Source organism: Pontibacter sp. LHS1, assembly GCF_058932855.1.
In genome coordinates this window covers 63,976-80,165 of record NZ_JBZYWF010000012.1, presented here as the reverse complement: position 1 = coordinate 80,165, position 16,190 = coordinate 63,976, and the positions used below count along the sequence as shown (strand labels likewise).

The 16,190-nt window shown below is 53.8% G+C and carries 13 protein-coding genes and 1 riboswitch; of the genes, 6 read left to right on the top strand and 7 right to left on the bottom strand.

Annotated elements, in window-relative coordinates; translation table 11 throughout:
* Positions 1–8: 8 nt before the first annotated feature.
* From AC5FXQ_RS18540 to AC5FXQ_RS18520, 5 genes are all read right to left on the bottom strand, one after another.
* Positions 9–2,798: a cation-transporting P-type ATPase gene (locus tag AC5FXQ_RS18540; RefSeq protein WP_493603907.1), complete on the bottom strand. Its 2,790-nt coding sequence runs from the start codon at positions 2,796–2,798 to the stop codon at positions 9–11.
* A gap of 112 nt (positions 2,799–2,910) precedes the next feature.
* On the bottom strand, positions 2,911–3,681 hold the full coding sequence (locus AC5FXQ_RS18535; RefSeq protein WP_493603906.1) for a glucose 1-dehydrogenase: 771 nt from the start codon (positions 3,679–3,681) through the stop codon (positions 2,911–2,913).
* 147 nt (positions 3,682–3,828) lie between these two features.
* Positions 3,829–4,290, bottom strand: coding sequence for a DUF2267 domain-containing protein (locus AC5FXQ_RS18530; protein WP_493603905.1), 462 nt, complete (start codon positions 4,288–4,290; stop codon positions 3,829–3,831).
* Between the two features lie 221 nt (positions 4,291–4,511).
* Positions 4,512–5,534, bottom strand: a complete 1,023-nt coding sequence (locus AC5FXQ_RS18525; RefSeq protein WP_493603904.1) for an LLM class flavin-dependent oxidoreductase — start codon at positions 5,532–5,534, stop codon at positions 4,512–4,514.
* A gap of 2 nt (positions 5,535–5,536) precedes the next feature.
* Entirely contained in the window at positions 5,537–6,520 is a 984-nt protein-coding gene (locus AC5FXQ_RS18520) for an ATP-grasp domain-containing protein (protein WP_493603903.1), read from the bottom strand.
* 344 nt (positions 6,521–6,864) lie between these two features.
* Positions 6,865–6,968: riboswitch (SAM riboswitch) on the bottom strand.
* Between the two features lie 186 nt (positions 6,969–7,154).
* Here AC5FXQ_RS18520 and yjjX point away from each other — a divergent pair.
* Complete coding sequence (gene yjjX, locus AC5FXQ_RS18515; protein WP_493603902.1) at positions 7,155–7,715, top strand: inosine/xanthosine triphosphatase; 561 nt, start codon at positions 7,155–7,157, stop codon at positions 7,713–7,715.
* Between the two features lie 8 nt (positions 7,716–7,723).
* Here the strand turns inward: yjjX and AC5FXQ_RS18510 are convergent, their stop codons facing one another.
* Together AC5FXQ_RS18510 and AC5FXQ_RS18505 are read right to left on the bottom strand one after the other, a co-directional pair.
* Positions 7,724–8,650: a gamma-glutamyl-gamma-aminobutyrate hydrolase family protein gene (locus AC5FXQ_RS18510; protein WP_493603901.1), complete on the bottom strand. Its 927-nt coding sequence runs from the start codon at positions 8,648–8,650 to the stop codon at positions 7,724–7,726.
* Complete coding sequence (locus AC5FXQ_RS18505) at positions 8,638–9,642, bottom strand: amidoligase family protein (RefSeq protein ID WP_493603900.1); 1,005 nt, start codon at positions 9,640–9,642, stop codon at positions 8,638–8,640. The genes AC5FXQ_RS18510 and AC5FXQ_RS18505 overlap by 13 nt, the downstream gene beginning before the upstream one ends.
* 274 nt (positions 9,643–9,916) lie before the next feature.
* Between AC5FXQ_RS18505 and ggt the strand changes: the two genes are divergently transcribed.
* The 5 genes from ggt to AC5FXQ_RS18480 all read left to right on the top strand — a co-directional run bounded on the left by ggt (position 9,917) and on the right by AC5FXQ_RS18480 (position 16,141).
* Positions 9,917–11,509 carry a gamma-glutamyltransferase gene (gene ggt, locus AC5FXQ_RS18500; RefSeq protein WP_493603949.1) on the top strand — a complete coding sequence of 531 codons (1,593 nt, stop codon included), beginning with the start codon at positions 9,917–9,919 and terminating at the stop codon, positions 11,507–11,509.
* Positions 11,510–11,751: 242 nt separating this feature from the next.
* Positions 11,752–12,828 carry an efflux RND transporter periplasmic adaptor subunit gene (locus tag AC5FXQ_RS18495; protein WP_493603899.1) on the top strand — a complete coding sequence of 359 codons (1,077 nt, stop codon included), beginning with the start codon at positions 11,752–11,754 and terminating at the stop codon, positions 12,826–12,828.
* 2 nt (positions 12,829–12,830) lie between these two features.
* A complete protein-coding gene (locus AC5FXQ_RS18490; protein ID WP_493603898.1) occupies positions 12,831–14,090 on the top strand; it encodes an ABC transporter permease in 1,260 nt (419 codons plus the stop codon).
* Between the two features lie 23 nt (positions 14,091–14,113).
* On the top strand, positions 14,114–14,794 hold the full coding sequence (locus AC5FXQ_RS18485; RefSeq protein ID WP_493603897.1) for an ABC transporter ATP-binding protein: 681 nt from the start codon (positions 14,114–14,116) through the stop codon (positions 14,792–14,794).
* Between the two features lie 147 nt (positions 14,795–14,941).
* Positions 14,942–16,141, top strand: coding sequence for an anhydro-N-acetylmuramic acid kinase (locus tag AC5FXQ_RS18480; protein ID WP_493603896.1), 1,200 nt, complete (start codon positions 14,942–14,944; stop codon positions 16,139–16,141).
* The last annotated feature ends 49 nt before the right edge of the window (positions 16,142–16,190 follow it).

Sequence of the window (16,190 nt, the reverse complement as noted above, 5' to 3'; positions counted from 1 at the left end):
GCGGCGGCCTATTTACTGGCCGCCTCTTTTTCTTTTCGTTTGTTGATGCTAAAACGGATGGTCTTCTCGATGGTCACAATGATCAGCAATACCACACCGGCACCGAAGATGCGCAGCAACTGCATCACATCCAGCGGAGCAGAGCCAAACAGGGTATTCATGATCGGCAGGTAAATGAACAGTGCCTGAAAGAAGAACATCGCCGCGATACCATAATACACCCACATGTTACTGAAGAACCCTATTTCACGCATAGGCCGCACCAGGGAGCGGCAGCTCAGCAGGTAGAAAGACTCCAGCACCACAAACACTGTCGTAGCCACAGTACGGGCCTCTGCCACATCCGTGCCCAGTATGCGGCGCTCGTACAGGTATAGGCCAAAGGCGGCGATCAGCAGGAGCGTACCTACCAGCATGGTCCGCATGATCAAGTCTTTGGTCAGAATCGGCTCGTTGGTAGGGCGCGGCGGACGGTCCATGATGCCCGGCTCCTTCGGCTCAAAGGCCAGTGTCAGGCCTAGCAGCACCGCAGTAGTCATGTTGATCCAGAGCAATTGCACCGGCTGCACCGGCAGCTGCGTACCCAGTATCACAGCGAACAGGATCACAAGGCCCTCTCCGAGGTTGGTCGGCAGTGTCCAGACAATGAACTTGGTCAGGTTGTCGAACACGCTGCGGCCTTCTTCCACGGCTCCTTCTATGGAAGAGAAGTTGTCGTCGGTAAGTACCATGTCCGAAGCGTCCTTGGCCACGTCGGTTCCGGTGATGCCCATGGCTATACCTATGTTCGCCTGTTTCAGGGCGGGGCCGTCGTTCACGCCGTCACCGGTCATGGCTACCACATGGTCGCGGGCCTGCAGGGCTTTCACGAGTCGCAGCTTCTGGTCAGGAGCTACCCGGGCAAATACGGCTGTTTTTTCGGCTATCTCCTCCAGCTCCCGGTCTTCGATCTGCTGCAGTTCCTTTCCGGTGATGGCTTTGAGCCTGCCATTCTCACGGGTACCTTCCAGCCCGATCTGGCTGGCGATGGCAGAGGCCGTTGCGGCGTGGTCACCGGTGATCATTTTCACGTCTATACCTGCCTGCTGACAAAGCTTCACAGCCTCCACGGCTTCCTTGCGCGGCGGGTCGATCATGCCCTGCAAACCAATGAACACCAGGCCGGAGCGCATGTTGTCGTGGTCTATACTATTGAGGTCTTCTGCCTCAGCCATTCCGAATGCAAGCACGCGCAGGCCTTCACCAGCCATTTGCTCTACTTGCTTGTTGATGCCTTCTGTATCCAGACGGCCGGTTTCGCCATCTGGCAGCAGCATGCTTTCGCTTCTTTCCAGCACGGCTTCTACGGAGCCTTTGAGGTAGATGACGCGCCGTTCTCCTTCGTGCAGGGTGGCCATGTACTGGTGCTCCGACTCAAAGGGGATGGCATCTTTGCGGGGCATTTTTTGTTCCAGTTCGCCCCGCTCAAATCCGGCTTTCTGCGCGGCCACCACCAGTGCTCCCTCGGTCGGGTCACCTTCAATAGACCACTGGCCTTCTTTCTCCTTCACCGAACTATCGTTGCAAAGCAGGCCCGCTATGAGTAGTTGCTCGAGTGCCTTGTTGGTGTTCAGATCCACTTGCTGTTCGTTTTCCTGTACCTGACCTTCGGGACGATAGCCCAATCCGCTCACGCTGTATACCTTGTCTCCGGCCATGATCTGCTGCACGGTCATTTGGTTTTCGGTGAGGGTGCCGGTCTTGTCGGAGCAGATTACATTGGTGCTGCCAAGGGTTTCCACCGCCACCAGTTTGCGGATAATGGCCCGGCGCTTGGCCATTTTGGAAACACCCAGCGCCAGCATAATGGTAACAGCTACTGGCAGGCCTTCCGGTATGGCACCTACAGCAAGCGCCACAGCCACCATAAAGGTATTGCCCCAGTCAGCTCCGCGTGCGGTCTCCACAATAAACACTGCTGCGGCAAGCCCCAGAATAACCCAGAGCAGAAGGTGACTGAACTCCTTGATCTTTTTGGTGAGCGGGGTTTCCAGATTTTGCGCACTCGAAATCGACTCCTGTATCTTGCCCACTTCGGTCTTGTCGCCGGTGGCCACCACCACACCGGTTGCCTGCCCGTAGGTCACAACCGTGGAGGCAAAACCCATCGAGAAGCGGTCGCCCAGCACATCGTCAGCGGCCACGGAATTTGCGTTCTTTTCCACTGCCACTGACTCACCGGTCAGTGCCGATTCATCTACCTTAATGTCGCGCACATGCACCAGCCGCACATCGGCCGGAAACTTGTCGCCGGACTGTACCTGCACAATGTCGCCGGGGACCAGCTCCTGTGCGTTGATGTTTTGTTTTTTGCCATTGCGGATCACCTGTGCCTTGGCGGTCATGCTGCGGGAAAGTGCATCGATGGCGGCAAGGGCCTTGGATTCCTGTATGTAACCGATGATGGCATTGATGAATACTACTCCGAAGATCACAGCCGAGTCAATGTACTCCTCCAGCAGGAAGGTGACCACCGTAGCGGCCAGCAGGATGTAGATCAGCGGCTGGTGGAACTGCAGCATGAAGCGCACAAAGGCACTCTGCTGCTTTTTGGGCGTCATCACATTACGTCCGTATTGCTCCTGCCGCTTTTGTACTTCTTCGTCTGTCAGTCCTTTTTTAGGTGATACCCCCAGCAGCTCAAGCGCCTCCTGTGCGTCAAGGCTGTGCCAGTCCAGATGCTGGTCAGGGTTTAGCGGGCTTTTGCTTACTCTTTTCTGCTCTGTTACACTCATAGTCAGTTTGAAGTTCGTGTCCATGCACCCTGCGGGGGAAACGGTATTTCCAGGCTGGGTGCACATTTAATTCCAATACAAGGTGAGTATTTGAATTAAAAAAAAGCATGCTTACGCTTTGTTGTCATACGGGGAATTACTGGGTGAGGTAGGCCCCGTCCACGGCATAGTAGGATCCTGTCACAAAAGACGCTTTGTCAGAGCTCAGCCAGATCACCAGTTCAGCCACCTCTTCGGGCTCTCCCAGACGACCGATCGGGTGCTTGCCTGCCAGAAACTGCAACACCTCTTCCGTCATACCGGCATCGGTAAGCAGCGGCGTTTTGATGAAGGCAGGCCCGATGGCGTTGATGCGTATACCCTTGGCAGCATACTCGATGCCGCCATTCTTGGTTAGCCCCACCACACCGTGCTTGGCGGCTACGTAGGCGGCAGAGTTGGCAAAGCCCACCTGCCCTAAAATAGAGGAGTTATTTACGATGGCACCGCCGCCATTCTGCAGCATTTGCCTGATCTGAAAGTGCATGCAGTAAAAGACACTGTTCAGGTTTACGTTGATGACTTTATTCCAGCCTTCAATGCTCATCTCCCCGATCGGGTTGGCCTCACCGCCTATACCTGCATTATTGAAGGCAATGTCCAGCCGCCCAAATTTCGCCACGGCCTGCTGCACCATGCGCTCGCAGTCTTCCGGTTTCGAAACATCACCTAGCACGAAGCTGGCTTCACCGCCCAGGTGTTCTATTTCCCTCACTACCTGCATGCCCGTTTCTTCGTGAATATCGGACACAATTACTTTGGCACCTTCGCGGGCGTAAAGGATTGCACTGGATTTGCCGATGCCGGAGGAACCGCCGGTTACAAGGGCTACTTTGCCTGCCAATTGTCTTTGTGATGCTTCTGCCATTCTTTTCAGAGTTTTGAGTTTGGATCTTGTTAGGTTGAACACAAAAGTCCATATCAGACACAAGCAAAAGAATGACCCCAGTCACTAATAAAACCGTTAGTTATCAATGTTGAGCCCTATCGCTCTGAATACCGCAGTAGTTACACTTTAGCCGCGATGGCTCTCGGGCGCTGCCGGAAACAGCGGCTTTATGTCTTCTGGCATCTGTGTGGCAATATGCTGCAGCTGGCCTTCGGTGAGGTAGCGGATACCCAGTGAAGTCAGCACTATCGAGATCAGGTCTTCTGTGGACTGTGACCAGTTAAACTGCTGCTCTCCGTGTCTGGCCTGCTCCTGCTTCACGGCATCTTTAAATTCTTCCACGCTTTCGAACTGCAACGGTTGTTCCCGGTACTGCCAATGCTCTGTGTAGATGGCTTTCAGGAACATAGGCAGCTGCGACAGCACATGAAAAGACTCACTGATGGCGATTCTGTCCCGAATCGTGTGCAGGACTGCTCTCAGCAGTATGTAGGTCTGTCCTTTTTCTTCCGGGTGCCCCAGGTCTGCTGCCAGCTGGTTGAGGTACTCATTACCTTCCTGCGCAAATTTTTCAAAATAGTTTGCCATAGCTTTACATAGTTTTATGATTGTGATATAGTATTTGCCGGGTGCTTATGTAAATGCTAACGCGTAGTAAATGAGGATGTTCGCTTAGAAGGAGAACTATGCATTATACCTATATAAAGCTCTTAGAGTAGCAACAAAAAATCCCTGCCGCTCAGCGAGCGACAGGGAAATACAGGTTAGGTTTAGTTTAGAGATTTTGATTTTCGCGGTAGGCTCTGTGTTTAAGCTACCACCTGCTGGATGATGGTTTCTGAAAAACGCTCCATCTCCTCGAGCTGCGGACTGCATTGCAGCAGGAAAAAGTCTACGCCTACGGCCTCAAATTCCGAAATGCGGTCCTGTACCTGGGTCGGTGTGCCCAGCAAGCCGGAGCGGAGACCTCGGTTTGACACAGAATAGTCCTGCAGCGAGAGCTGCCGCTCCAATTGTGTGCCGTTTACCCACTGCTCCATGTTCTTGAAACCAGCAGCAGATTCCTTTACCTCGGTGATGCGGTCGAGTTCCTTCTTCACTTCCTGCTCTGAGTCGCGCACGATGCTGTAAGCGGCTACGCCGAACTTCATCGGTGGCAGGCCCCAGGCCTCGCGTCGGCGTTTCATGTCGTCGATGCGCTTGCCGATCAGCTCCGGCGAGTCGCCGTGCATCACGTAGCCATCGCACTGTCGGCTGATAAGTGTCTTAGCCGCTTCTGACTCACCTCCGGCATAGAGGAAGGGCTTTTTGGCAGGCTTGGGCTGCAGCACATTGTCCTCTACCTGGTAGTAATTGCCCTGGTAAGAGAAGTGATCCTGCTCCCATACGCCGGTCACTACATCCAGCCACTCTTTGGTGCGGGCGTAGCGGTCGTCGTGCTGCTCAAACTGCAGGCCGTACTTGCTCGCCTCATCCTTCCACCACGACGACACCACGTTTAGCGACAGCCTGTCGCCGCTGATCTGGGCAATGTTGGCAGCCTGTTTGGCCAGTATGGCCGGGTTGTGGAAAGTCGGGCGCACCGCCACCATGATCTCCAGCTGCTCCGTCACAGCGGCCAGTGCCGCCGCCGTTGACCAGGCTTCCAGCGAAGGAGCCTCTTCGCCTTTGATATCGTTCAGGTATAGCTCTGCAATAAGGGAGAGGCTGTAGCCCCAGTCCTCGCTGCGTTGCGCCAGTTTCTTCACATAGTCCCAGTTGGGGGCCATGTTCTCGTTTTCGACGTTGCGTAGCCAGCCGCCGAAAACAGGTAACCAATATCCGAATTGCATGCTTATACCTCCTCTCTTTTAAGCTGTGCCTTTTTCTCCAGGAAATCCACCAGGTGGACATGTGGGTTAAAACCAATCACGTTCACGGCATCCGCCACGAAGTTCGACAGTGCGTTCACGTCGTAGTAGTAGATCTGTCCGTCGCGGTCGTCGATGGTATATTCAATACCGCCCACGTCTATACCTGCCTCCTGCACAATGCGCTCGATGGCATCGATTACCTCCTGCTCCGGTGTGAAGGCTTCCACGCGCATGCCATTCTTAGGTGCATCAATAGCGCAGGCGTTGCGTACCAGCTCTTTGCCCGATGTGGTCTGGCAGATGTCGGCAGGGCAGAGGTTGAAGCTCTCGCCGGAGGTGTATACCTTGATGGCGTACAGGTATTTGCCACCCAAGGTCTCTACTCGGTTAATATGTCCGCCACGGGCAGGTATAAACTCCTGCACCAGTGCGGTGTGGTCAATGCCCAGCTGTACCTGACCGGTGGTCACGGCCAGTGCCAGTTCCTCAGGAGAATCGTAACGCACAATACCGGCACCGCTGCCGCCAATATTGGCCTTCACTACAATCGGGTAGCGCAGACCTTCTGCGGCCTTCACTGCCTGTGAGGCGTGGTTGATCACACGTGATTTTGGATAAGGCAGACCCAGCTTTTCCAGCAAAGTCAGCTGCAGTGCTTTAGATGTTTCGTAGAGAAAGGCTTTGTGGCCGTTGATTACGGTCACGCCTTTTGCCTCGAGGTGCGCGAGCAGGTTCAGGGTATAGAAAATGCCCTGCTCGTTGTTGCGCAGGTAAGCCGACGGGCTCATGCGGTTGAAAACCAGACTGTAGCTCGCTTCCGGCGAAGCCAGATCATAAGTATGGGCCGCCGCATCCTGGCGCTCATAGGGTATACCGCGTGCTTCCAGCTCGTTGAACAGCGGACGGAACCACTCCTGGTGTTCGTGGAAAATAGCTATGGGTCTGTTTGATGAATATGCTGACATAAGTATGTATAGATTAAAAATTGTTTACAAAAAGATACAGTGCACCCTGCTCAGACAAGGTGAGGAATAGGTGGAGACACAGGGAAGTAATGCCCGGGGAAAATGGGTATGACAAAGCAGGGCCCGGCATGCAACAGGTGCATAGAGCGAAGCTATCCCTGTGTGCTGCCCAGGGAGGTGTTAAATCCTAAAATTTAAGGTAGTAGGAGCCTGTGCAGCTGGTTTAGCAACAACAGCAACAACAGGTATGAAAAGCAAATGAAAATGATGAACCGAATGAGGTGGAATTGCTTCGGTTGATAATTGAACCAGTAAGGATGTTCGCTGAAATTTTCATTTTTAAAAATTTATATCCCCTAAATGCTTTAGGCAGGAATTAGCACCTGGTGTGGTTCACTGGTTGCTAGAAGTTCACAGAGCCTGTTCTCTCCCTTCTTCTTTATAAATCAAATACGGTGTAGGTATTATGACTTTACGGATGCAAAGTTGGGGGCTGAATTTTGCAATTCCAAATTATTGATAAAAAAAGTGTAGGTACATTGATTTTAGTGATACCTGTGCCTATTTCTGCCGAATGGTTTTTACTTCTGCAGTGGCTTCACTTCCTTTGTAGCCGAGCAAGTTGATATACCTGATGAGCAAAATTGAGCAAACCATTGTCGTTTCTTCACGCAACCCCGTCAAAGTAGAAGCTGCCCTCGGGGGCTTCCGCAAAATGTTTCCTGATGTGCACTTCGAGGCTATACCTGTGTCGGTGCCTTCTGGCGTAGCCGATCAACCCATGACAGACCAGGAGACCCTGACCGGTGCCCTGAACAGAGTGCACAATGCACAAGCAGCACATCCGGAGGCTGATTACTGGATAGGTATAGAAGGCGGTGTGGAGACGCACGACGAAGAACTGGCTGCTTTTGCCTGGGTGGTGGTGCGGTCGGCCACAGGTATAGGCAAGGCCAGATCCGCTTCTTTTTACCTGCCGGGTATTGTAGCCGACCTGGTGGGGCAGGGGATGGAACTGGGCGCAGCGGACGATCTGGTGTTCAACAAATCCAACTCAAAGCAGGCATCCGGCGCCATCGGGCTGCTCACCGACAATGCGGTCGACAGGGCGCAGCTATACGAGCAGGCCGTCGCACTGGCGCTGGTGCGCTTCAAGAACGAAGCGCTATACCTGCAAAAGTCGCTGGAGCAGTAGCCGCACAGCTAGGGTTGCGTTTCACCAGACTGCTGTTCCAGTTGCTTTTCCGCTTCCAGGGCTGGCTGTGACATGGCAGCCTGCAGGTCATGCTCCTCGATCTGCTGATTGACCAGCCTGGCCTGCTGCACCAGTCCTTTAAATAGCCGGCGGTGCCATTTACTCTGCGGCAGGTACTCCGGATGCCACTGCACCCCGATCATAAAGGCCTGCTCCGGCTGCTCTATACCTTGCACCACTTTATTGGGTTCACGGGCCACAATTTCCACCGACTGACCTGGTTCTTTCACCGCCTGGTTGTGCAGCGCATTTACGCGCAGTCGCTGCGTCCCCAGCACTTCTGCCAACTTACTGCCTGCTTTTATGTGCACTTTCTTCACCGGAAACACACTCGCCGGATTGGGCTCTTCGAGGTAAAACGTGTTGATGTCCTGATAGAGGGTGCCCCGGAAGTAGACGTTCATCAGCTGCGCTCCCCGGCAGATGCCCATCACCGGCAGGCCTTTCTGTACGGCCTGGTCCAGCAGCTGCAGTTCCAGTTGGTCGCGGGCACGGTCCAGTCCGAAGGTCAGTTTGCGGCTCAGCAGCTTGCGCAGCAGAAAAACAGCCGGGTAGTAGACCCAGCTCACAAAACGGCCCACCCGCTGAAAAATGTTTTTCCTCGGGTGCTGCAGCGTGCGCTGCAGGTACTCGTCCATCACATGCTCTTGTTCATAAATAGTTGGGTCCACGTCTGCCCCGCCTCCAATGATCAGCCCCTGCAGACCATCAGCGGTGCGGGGCCTGGAAGGCGTGATGCGCACGGGCCTGCCCCCGGCAATAAGTACCGAGAGCGCCGTGAAAAACCAGGCGGCCCCGCCTCCCTTGTCCGGTCCGGTAATGCCGATTGTCGGTCTGCCTCGGTGTATTTTATTTTTAGATTTCAGGATAGCCATTCCCTTATTCTTTTAATCCATTTGGTTTCAAATCCTAGCAGGGTGTGGGCTTTGAGATAGCGGTATTCTTTGCTGAGGTGTTCTATCATACCCGGGTCGCTTGCCAGTTCCTCCACCCGTACCCAGATGTTCCATTCCTGTGCCAGCGTCCAGTCCGGCTGTGCGATCGAACTGTTAGGCAGTCTGTAATGAAAGGTATTGCGGGCCTTTACCTTGCCGAGTTTGGTAAACTGTGCCAGCAGGTCGTCTCTGAGGTATGCCAGCAGCGGGTACAAGTCCAGCGGACGGTTCCGGTCCGGGTTGTAGGTGTGGTAATCTATGATAAACCCATCCAGATCAGGGGCGTAGTCCGGGTTAAGCACAAGGATCACATACTCAATCGGGTACGGGTCGATAAAGGGACTGATCTGCCTTGCCAGGTCAGTCCGGCCTTCTTCCAGCAGCCAGGGGTACAGCAGCAGGAAAGCCCGCAGGTAGGCAAGCAGCGTATCGGCATCCTGACGGGGAATCTCCACATTGATGTGAGTGCCGAAGGCGTTGGTGGGGAAAGACTGGGTTCCCTCAGCATGAAGTTGGTAGAGGGCCTCCCGCAGCTTTTCTATTTCCTCGAGCTCCGTGCAGGGAATGGGCGGACAGGCGATCTCGTTTGGAAACACCTTGCCGACCAGGTTACGGAGCGTTTCCTCTACCTCGTCTTCCAGAGTGCCATTCCCGATTTTTACATCTTCGATGCGCAGATTGAAGGTCTCGAACACTTTTTTGTAGCGCTTCTCCGTCAGCAGCGACAGGTCGAATTCAATCGTAAAATCGCCTAGTCTCGTGTCGGTTACCTTTTGCTTAAAGCGGTTTTCCTTTTGCACGTTCCCCCCATACAGCTCCCGAACCAATTTCGCAGAGTCTTCTATGCTCACATTGGTATACTCCAGCTCAAAGCCCACGGTGCGTAGCGCTCCTTTTTCATTGTGCAGTATGGGAGGATGTTTGAATACCATATTTTAGATTCCTGATAAGTTAATAAAACGGCAATACAGGGATACGGTTCGGATGCGCCTCCTGGAGCTAAGGATAATCGGTCCTTACAGCTTACAGCCATTCCTGCTTTAAAACCCGATGCGCTGCAATTGGGTAAAGACTAGGATTCATACACTGAAAAAAGAAAGAGCAGGCTTGACATTCATCAGGATCACCCTATTTCTCGTTATTATTGGCATTTCCGGCTGTGGTGGCTGGGATACCGACGAAACCGGGCTCGTCACCGACAAGGCCATGGTGGTGACAGCGCATCCGCTGGCTTCTGAGGTGGGCGCTGCCATATTGCGCAGAGGCGGCAATGCCGTGGATGCGGCAGTGGCCGTGCAGTTTGCCCTGGCTGTAGTATACCCTGATGCCGGAAACATAGGGGGTGGAGGTTTCCTGGTGCTGCGGCAGCGGGATGGGAGCGTGGATGCGCTGGATTACCGTGAAAAAGCACCTGGCAAAGCACACCGTGACATGTACCTGGATGCACAGGGCGATGTAATTACCGAGCTTAGTTTTAAAGGGCACCTGGCAGCGGGCGTACCCGGCACCGTGGACGGCATGGTGCAGGTGCACCAGAAATATGGCAGCCTGCCCTGGGCCGAGCTGGTGCAACCGGCAGTGGAGCTGGCCGCTAATGGTTTCCCTCTTACCCGGAAGGAAGCAAAGAAGCTGAACGATGAACGGGAGGATTTTATAAAGTACAGCTCCGTGCGGCCGGAATTTGTGCTCAAAGACCACTGGCGTGAAGGGGATACGCTCCGGCTGAAAGACCTGGCTCATACCTTAGAGCGGATCCGAGACCAGGGAAGAGCAGGCTTTTACGAGGGAGAAACAGCAGAACTCATCGCAGAGGAGATGAAGCGGGGCAACGGCATCATTTCCAAGGCTGATCTGGCTGCTTACCAATCTGTCTGGCGGGAGCCACTGACGGGGCAGGTTGGCGACTATCATGTGATTTCCATGCCGCCACCTTCCAGTGGAGGTATAGCCTTGCTGCAACTCCTGACCATCGCCCAGGATTACCCGCTGCAAGAGTGGGGCTGGAACTCCGCGCAGACAGCACACCTGATGGTGGAGGCAGAACGAAGGGTATACGCTGACCGTGCCCGTCACCTGGGTGACCCCGACTATTACGATGTGCCGGTGGCAGGGTTGCTGGACACAGCCTATATCAGAAGCCGGATGCAAGGCGTGTCACTGCAAAGGGCCACAGACAGTGATGCAGTGGCAGCGGGTGCTCCGGCTCCTCCAGAGAGTCCGAATACCACGCACTATTCCATCGTCGATCCGGAAGGAAACGCCATTTCGGTCACCACGACACTCAACAGTAGCTTTGGCTCTAAGGTGTTTGTGGCCGGCGCTGGTTTTCTGCTCAATAACGAGATGGACGACTTCAGTGTGAAGCCAGGTTACCCGAACAGTTACGGCCTGGTGGGAGGTGAGGCCAATGCCATCGCACCGGGTAAGCGTATGCTCAGCTCCATGACACCCACCATACTCGAAAAAAACGGCAAACTCCACCTGATCATCGGCAGCATGGGCGGCTCCACTATCATCACCACTGTGTACCAGATCATCCTCAACGTGACAGTGCATGGCATGCCGATGCAGGGGGCTGTAAACGCCGGCCGCTTTCACCACCAGTGGAAGCCAGACTGGATTCTCTGCGAGTGGGGCGCCCTGGGCTTTGGCACCGGACTAAAGATGTGGTGGAGAGGGCACAGGATAGCCCCTAAATCAGGAGGGATTGGCAGAGCGGCAGGTATACTGGTGCGCCCGGATGGCCGCCTGGAAGGTGGGGCAGACCCCCGGGGAGACGATGCGGCTGCCGGTTTTTAAGAAGCATTGGCAAACTCTAGGAGGTGCTGCAGGCAAGTCAGCCAGGACGTGGATCAGACAGTGATTTATATTAAAATAATTTTCATTATTCAGGCTGATCAGAGTGCTTTGATATTCTGAATGCCTTACATTTGAGGCGTAACATAAGCCCGGTAAAACAGGCTGCAGGTGCGCTTGCTGCGGTTACGTTTAAGCTTGGAAGCACCTGAAACTATGTTTATGACGCACAAAGAATTAAGTCGATGAAACGGTACTTTCAACTGGTCTTTCTGTTAGTCTGCCTTGCCTCCTGTGGCGGGGATAGGGAAACCACCCAGCCCACGGTGGAGGATATTACAGAGTCAGTCTACGCATCGGGTGTGGTGAAGAGCCGCAACCAGTACCAGGTATACCCGGTGGTGAGCGGCATTATTGAAGAGATACTGGTGACTGAGGGCGATACCGTGCGACAGGGTGAGCCGCTGGTGCGCATTGGCAGCGAGGCTGCCCGGCTGAACACCGAGAACGCCCGTCTAGCCGCCGAATATGCCCGTGTGAACGCCAATGCTGAAAAACTGGCCGAGCTGCAGGAAAACATCGAACTGGCCCGTAGTCGCATGCGCAACGACTCCCTGCTGCTCGTGCGCCAGCGCAACCTTTGGGAAAACCAGATCGGCACCCGTGTGGAACTGGAGCAGCGGGAGCTGGCCTACAAAAATTCACAGACAGCCTACCGCTCAGCCCGCCTACGCTACAACGACCTCAAAAGGCAGCTCGATTATGCTGCGCGTCAGTCACAGAAGAACCTTCAGATCAGCCAGACCCAGCGCAACGACTTTACCGTCCGCAGCGAGACCAACGGCAAGGTATACAGCATGCTGCGCGAGAAGGGGGAACTTGTGAGTCCGCAGGTACCCATAGCGGTGCTGGGCGATGCCGAGGAGTTTATACTCGAGCTGCAGGTGGATGAATACGACATTGCCCGCATTCAGCCCGGGCAGCAGGTGCTGCTCAACCTCGACAGTTACCGGGGGCAGGTGTTTGAGGGACGCATCACCAAGATCAATCCGGCCATGAACGAGCGCACCCGTTCCTTTACCGTAGAGGCTGAGTTTGTGACCATGCCCGATGCGCTCTACCCCAACCTGACTACAGAGGCTAACATCATCATTCAGGCTAAAAAGGATGCCCTCACCATACCCCGCGACTACCTGGTGGACGGTGCCTATGTGCTGAGAGAAAAAGACGAGCGGGTGCCGGTGAAGACCGGCTTGAAAGACTACCAGAAGGTGGAGATAGTGGAAGGTTTGTCCAGAGAAGATGTGATCGTGAAGCCTTAGCGATGAATTTCAGACTGATATTCAGCATTGCGAAATCCATGCTGCTGGCCCGATGGCGGCAGACACTGGTAGCTGCTGTGGGTGTGACCTTCAGCATAGCCATGTTCGTGACGCTGCTTGGTTTTATGAACGGTCTTAACGACATGCTCGATAGCCTGATCCTGAACCGTACCCCGCATGTACGCCTCTACAACGAGATAAAACCCAGCGAAAGCCAGCCGGTGAATGAAGCCGACCAGTACAAAAGCTCCTACAACTTCATCAGCTCTGTAAAAGCAGGCATCACCCGGCAGGAGATCTACAACAGCGGCCCTATTTTGCAGACCGTGAAGGCTGACGAACGGGTGCTGGGAGCCACTCCTAAACTCACGGCGCAGGTCTTTTTCAACGAAGGTACCATCGATATCACCGGTGTGATCAACGGGGTGGATGTGGAAGAGGAAAGCCGCCTGTTCAATTTTCAGGAATACGTAACATCCGGTAATGCCATTGACGCAAAAAACGTAGCCAACAGTATCATACTCGGTAAAGGCCTGGCAGAAATACTGGTAGCCGATATAGGTGATGTGGTGCAGGTGACCACGGCACAGGGGGAGCGCTTTCCGCTGAAAGTGGTGGGCTATTTTCAGTCAGGTATACAGGAGATCGACAAGGTGCAGAGCTATGCCTCCATCGCTACGACTCAAAAGCTGCTGGGCAAGCCTGCCAACTACATGACCGACATCCAGGTGAAGCTGCATGACCTGGAGCAGGCCCCGGCCGTGGCCCGCGAGTACGCCCGGCTTTTTCAGATCGACGCCGAGGACATACAGACCGCCAATGCCCAGTTTGAAACTGGCAGTAATGTACGATCGCTCATATCCTATGCTGTGGGTGTGACGCTGCTGATTGTGGCGGGCTTCGGCATTTTTAACATCCTCAACATGATGATCTACGAGAAGATGGACTCCATTGCGATACTGAAAGCCACTGGCTTTTCTGGTCGGGATGTGAACCTGGTCTTCCTGGTGATCGCCATGAGCATCGGTTTCTTTGGCGGCATGATGGGCTTGGTTTTTGGGTTTATATTCTCCACGATCATCGATAACATCCCCTTCAACACCTCAGCATTGCCTACCATCACCACTTATCCGGTTAATTACGACCTGATTTATTATTTCATTGGCGGGTCCTTTTCTCTCATCACAACATACTTTGCCGGCTTTTTTCCGGCCCGCAAGGCAAGCAAGGTAGACCCGGTTGAGATCATCAGAGGCAAATAGGTATAGGAAGCAGAACTGAAAACATGCAGGAAGTCATACTCGAAGCAAGGAATATCAACAAAGCGTTTCATGATCCTGTGACGGTGCAGGTGCTGCGCGATATCACCTTCACGGTGAACAAAGGAGAGTTTGTGTCGGTGATCGGCAAGTCGGGCTGCGGCAAGTCCACGCTACTCTACATCCTCTCCACCATGGATACCGACTATACCGGCGAGTTGTACATCGACAATGAACTCATGTCAGGCCGTCCGGACCCTGAGCTGGCTCGTATCCGAAACGAGAAGATCGGCTTTGTTTTCCAGTTTCACTACCTGCTCAATGAGTTCACGGTGCTGCGCAACGTCATGCTGCCTGGACTGAAACTGGGCAGGTATAGCGAGCAGGAAGTGGAGCACCGCGCCATGGAACGGCTCAAAATGCTGGGTATAGAGCACCTCGCCAAGCAGTCCGCCTACCGCATTTCGGGAGGGGAAAAGCAGCGGGTAGCCATTGCCCGGGCCCTCATCAACGACCCGCACATCATCATGGGCGATGAGCCTACCGGTAACCTCGACAAGCGTAACAGCGACATCGTTTTCGATATTTTCAAGGAACTCACCGAAGAACACAACCAGACCCTGCTTATTGTGACTCACGATCCTGAGTTCGCCGAAAACACGCACCGCATCATCGAGATGGAGGACGGGCGGATTATCCGGAGTTAAGAAAACAGGTCAAAGCAATAGCCTCTTTGTGAATTTCTGCATGATTATGCTGAAATTCGCTCCCTTATATATTACCCAAGCCTTATACATTTCGTATGAAGAATCTATGGTTCTTTAGGCTGTTCACACCCTTTGATTAAATTAATTATGAACAAAATGTTGGAGCGGCTTTTCAAAGTTGCTGACAAAGAGAAAAGAACCATTATTGGCCTTATGTCAGGTACTTCCTTGGACGGCCTCGATATTGCACTCTGTGAGTTTGAGGGGAATGGTACTCAAACCCGCATGAAGCTGCGTGAATTTGTAACCATGCCCTACGATGAAACTTTTAAGCGGGAAGTAAAGGCAGTCTTTTCTAAAAGGGAAGTTGACCTGGAGCGGGTTTGCCTGCTGAACGCCTACATCGGGCGCTTCCACGCCGACCTCATCAACAAAAGCCTGCAGACATGGGGATTGGAATCTGCTGAGGTGGACGTGATTGCCAGTCACGGACAAACCATTTACCACGCTCCAGCTTCGCTGCATGGTGTAGAAGGCATGCCAGATGCGACACTTCAGATCGGCGATGGCGATCATATCGCAATGGGCACAGGCATCATCACCCTAAGCGACTTCCGGCAGAAGCATGTGGCAGCAGGGGGAGAGGGCGCTCCACTGGCGGTGTACGGAGACTACCTGCTCTTCTCGGAACAGGACCAGAACCGGATCATGCTCAACATCGGAGGTATAGCCAACTTCACGTTTCTGCCAGGCGACCTCGACACGAGTCGTATCTTCTCGACCGACGTAGGACCTGGCAACACGCTGATGGACGCCTATGTGCAGCAGCAATTTCCTGGCACCTACTACGACGCCGACTCCGCCATTGCACTGAAAGGTACTTATAACCAGGCACTGGTGGCATCTCTTCTTTACCATCCCTTCTTTGAGCAGGACTTTCCTAAAACGACCGGACCCGAACTGTTCAACCTGTCATACCTGGCAGCGGCACAGCGCAGATCCGATACGGAGCACCTGTCCCCGGAAGATGTGATGGCGAGCCTGAACCGGTTTTCGGCAGTGGCCATTAGTGGGGCGCTGACACGTTCACTCGGTGATGCTGATTTTGAAATTTTCCTGAGCGGCGGTGGCATGCATAACCCGCTTCTTATCCAAAACATAAAGGCGCTTTTGCCAGGTGCCACTGTGCGTGACACAGCCGAGCTGGGCGTATCGCCGGATGCGAAAGAGGCGGTGCTATTTGCCACCCTGGCCAACGAGTGCCTGGTGGGAGAGCCTATTCAGTTCGGTCCGGGTAAGAGGCGGGTGCCCTCTGTGCTGATGGGGAAAATCAGTTTGCCGGAGTAAATTCTGAACATCATTACATCATAATTATACACAGTACAAAATAAGAGGC

What these genes read in the sequence shown, in the direction of transcription:
- AC5FXQ_RS18540 (WP_493603907.1), bottom strand. Translation starts at nt 2,798, where the DNA reads ATGGACACGAACTTCAAACTGACTATGAGTGTAACAGAGCAGAAAAGA.
- AC5FXQ_RS18535 (WP_493603906.1), bottom strand. Translation starts at nt 3,681, where the DNA reads ATGGCAGAAGCATCACAAAGACAATTGGCAGGCAAAGTAGCCCTTGTA.
- AC5FXQ_RS18530 (WP_493603905.1), bottom strand. Translation starts at nt 4,290, where the DNA reads ATGGCAAACTATTTTGAAAAATTTGCGCAGGAAGGTAATGAGTACCTC.
- AC5FXQ_RS18525 (WP_493603904.1), bottom strand. Translation starts at nt 5,534, where the DNA reads ATGCAATTCGGATATTGGTTACCTGTTTTCGGCGGCTGGCTACGCAAC.
- AC5FXQ_RS18520 (WP_493603903.1), bottom strand. Translation starts at nt 6,520, where the DNA reads ATGTCAGCATATTCATCAAACAGACCCATAGCTATTTTCCACGAACAC.
- yjjX (WP_493603902.1), top strand. Translation starts at nt 7,155, where the DNA reads ATGAGCAAAATTGAGCAAACCATTGTCGTTTCTTCACGCAACCCCGTC.
- AC5FXQ_RS18510 (WP_493603901.1), bottom strand. Translation starts at nt 8,650, where the DNA reads ATGGCTATCCTGAAATCTAAAAATAAAATACACCGAGGCAGACCGACA.
- AC5FXQ_RS18505 (WP_493603900.1), bottom strand. Translation starts at nt 9,642, where the DNA reads ATGGTATTCAAACATCCTCCCATACTGCACAATGAAAAAGGAGCGCTA.
- ggt (WP_493603949.1), top strand. Translation starts at nt 9,917, where the DNA reads ATGGTGGTGACAGCGCATCCGCTGGCTTCTGAGGTGGGCGCTGCCATA.
- AC5FXQ_RS18495 (WP_493603899.1), top strand. Translation starts at nt 11,752, where the DNA reads ATGAAACGGTACTTTCAACTGGTCTTTCTGTTAGTCTGCCTTGCCTCC.
- AC5FXQ_RS18490 (WP_493603898.1), top strand. Translation starts at nt 12,831, where the DNA reads ATGAATTTCAGACTGATATTCAGCATTGCGAAATCCATGCTGCTGGCC.
- AC5FXQ_RS18485 (WP_493603897.1), top strand. Translation starts at nt 14,114, where the DNA reads ATGCAGGAAGTCATACTCGAAGCAAGGAATATCAACAAAGCGTTTCAT.
- AC5FXQ_RS18480 (WP_493603896.1), top strand. Translation starts at nt 14,942, where the DNA reads ATGAACAAAATGTTGGAGCGGCTTTTCAAAGTTGCTGACAAAGAGAAA.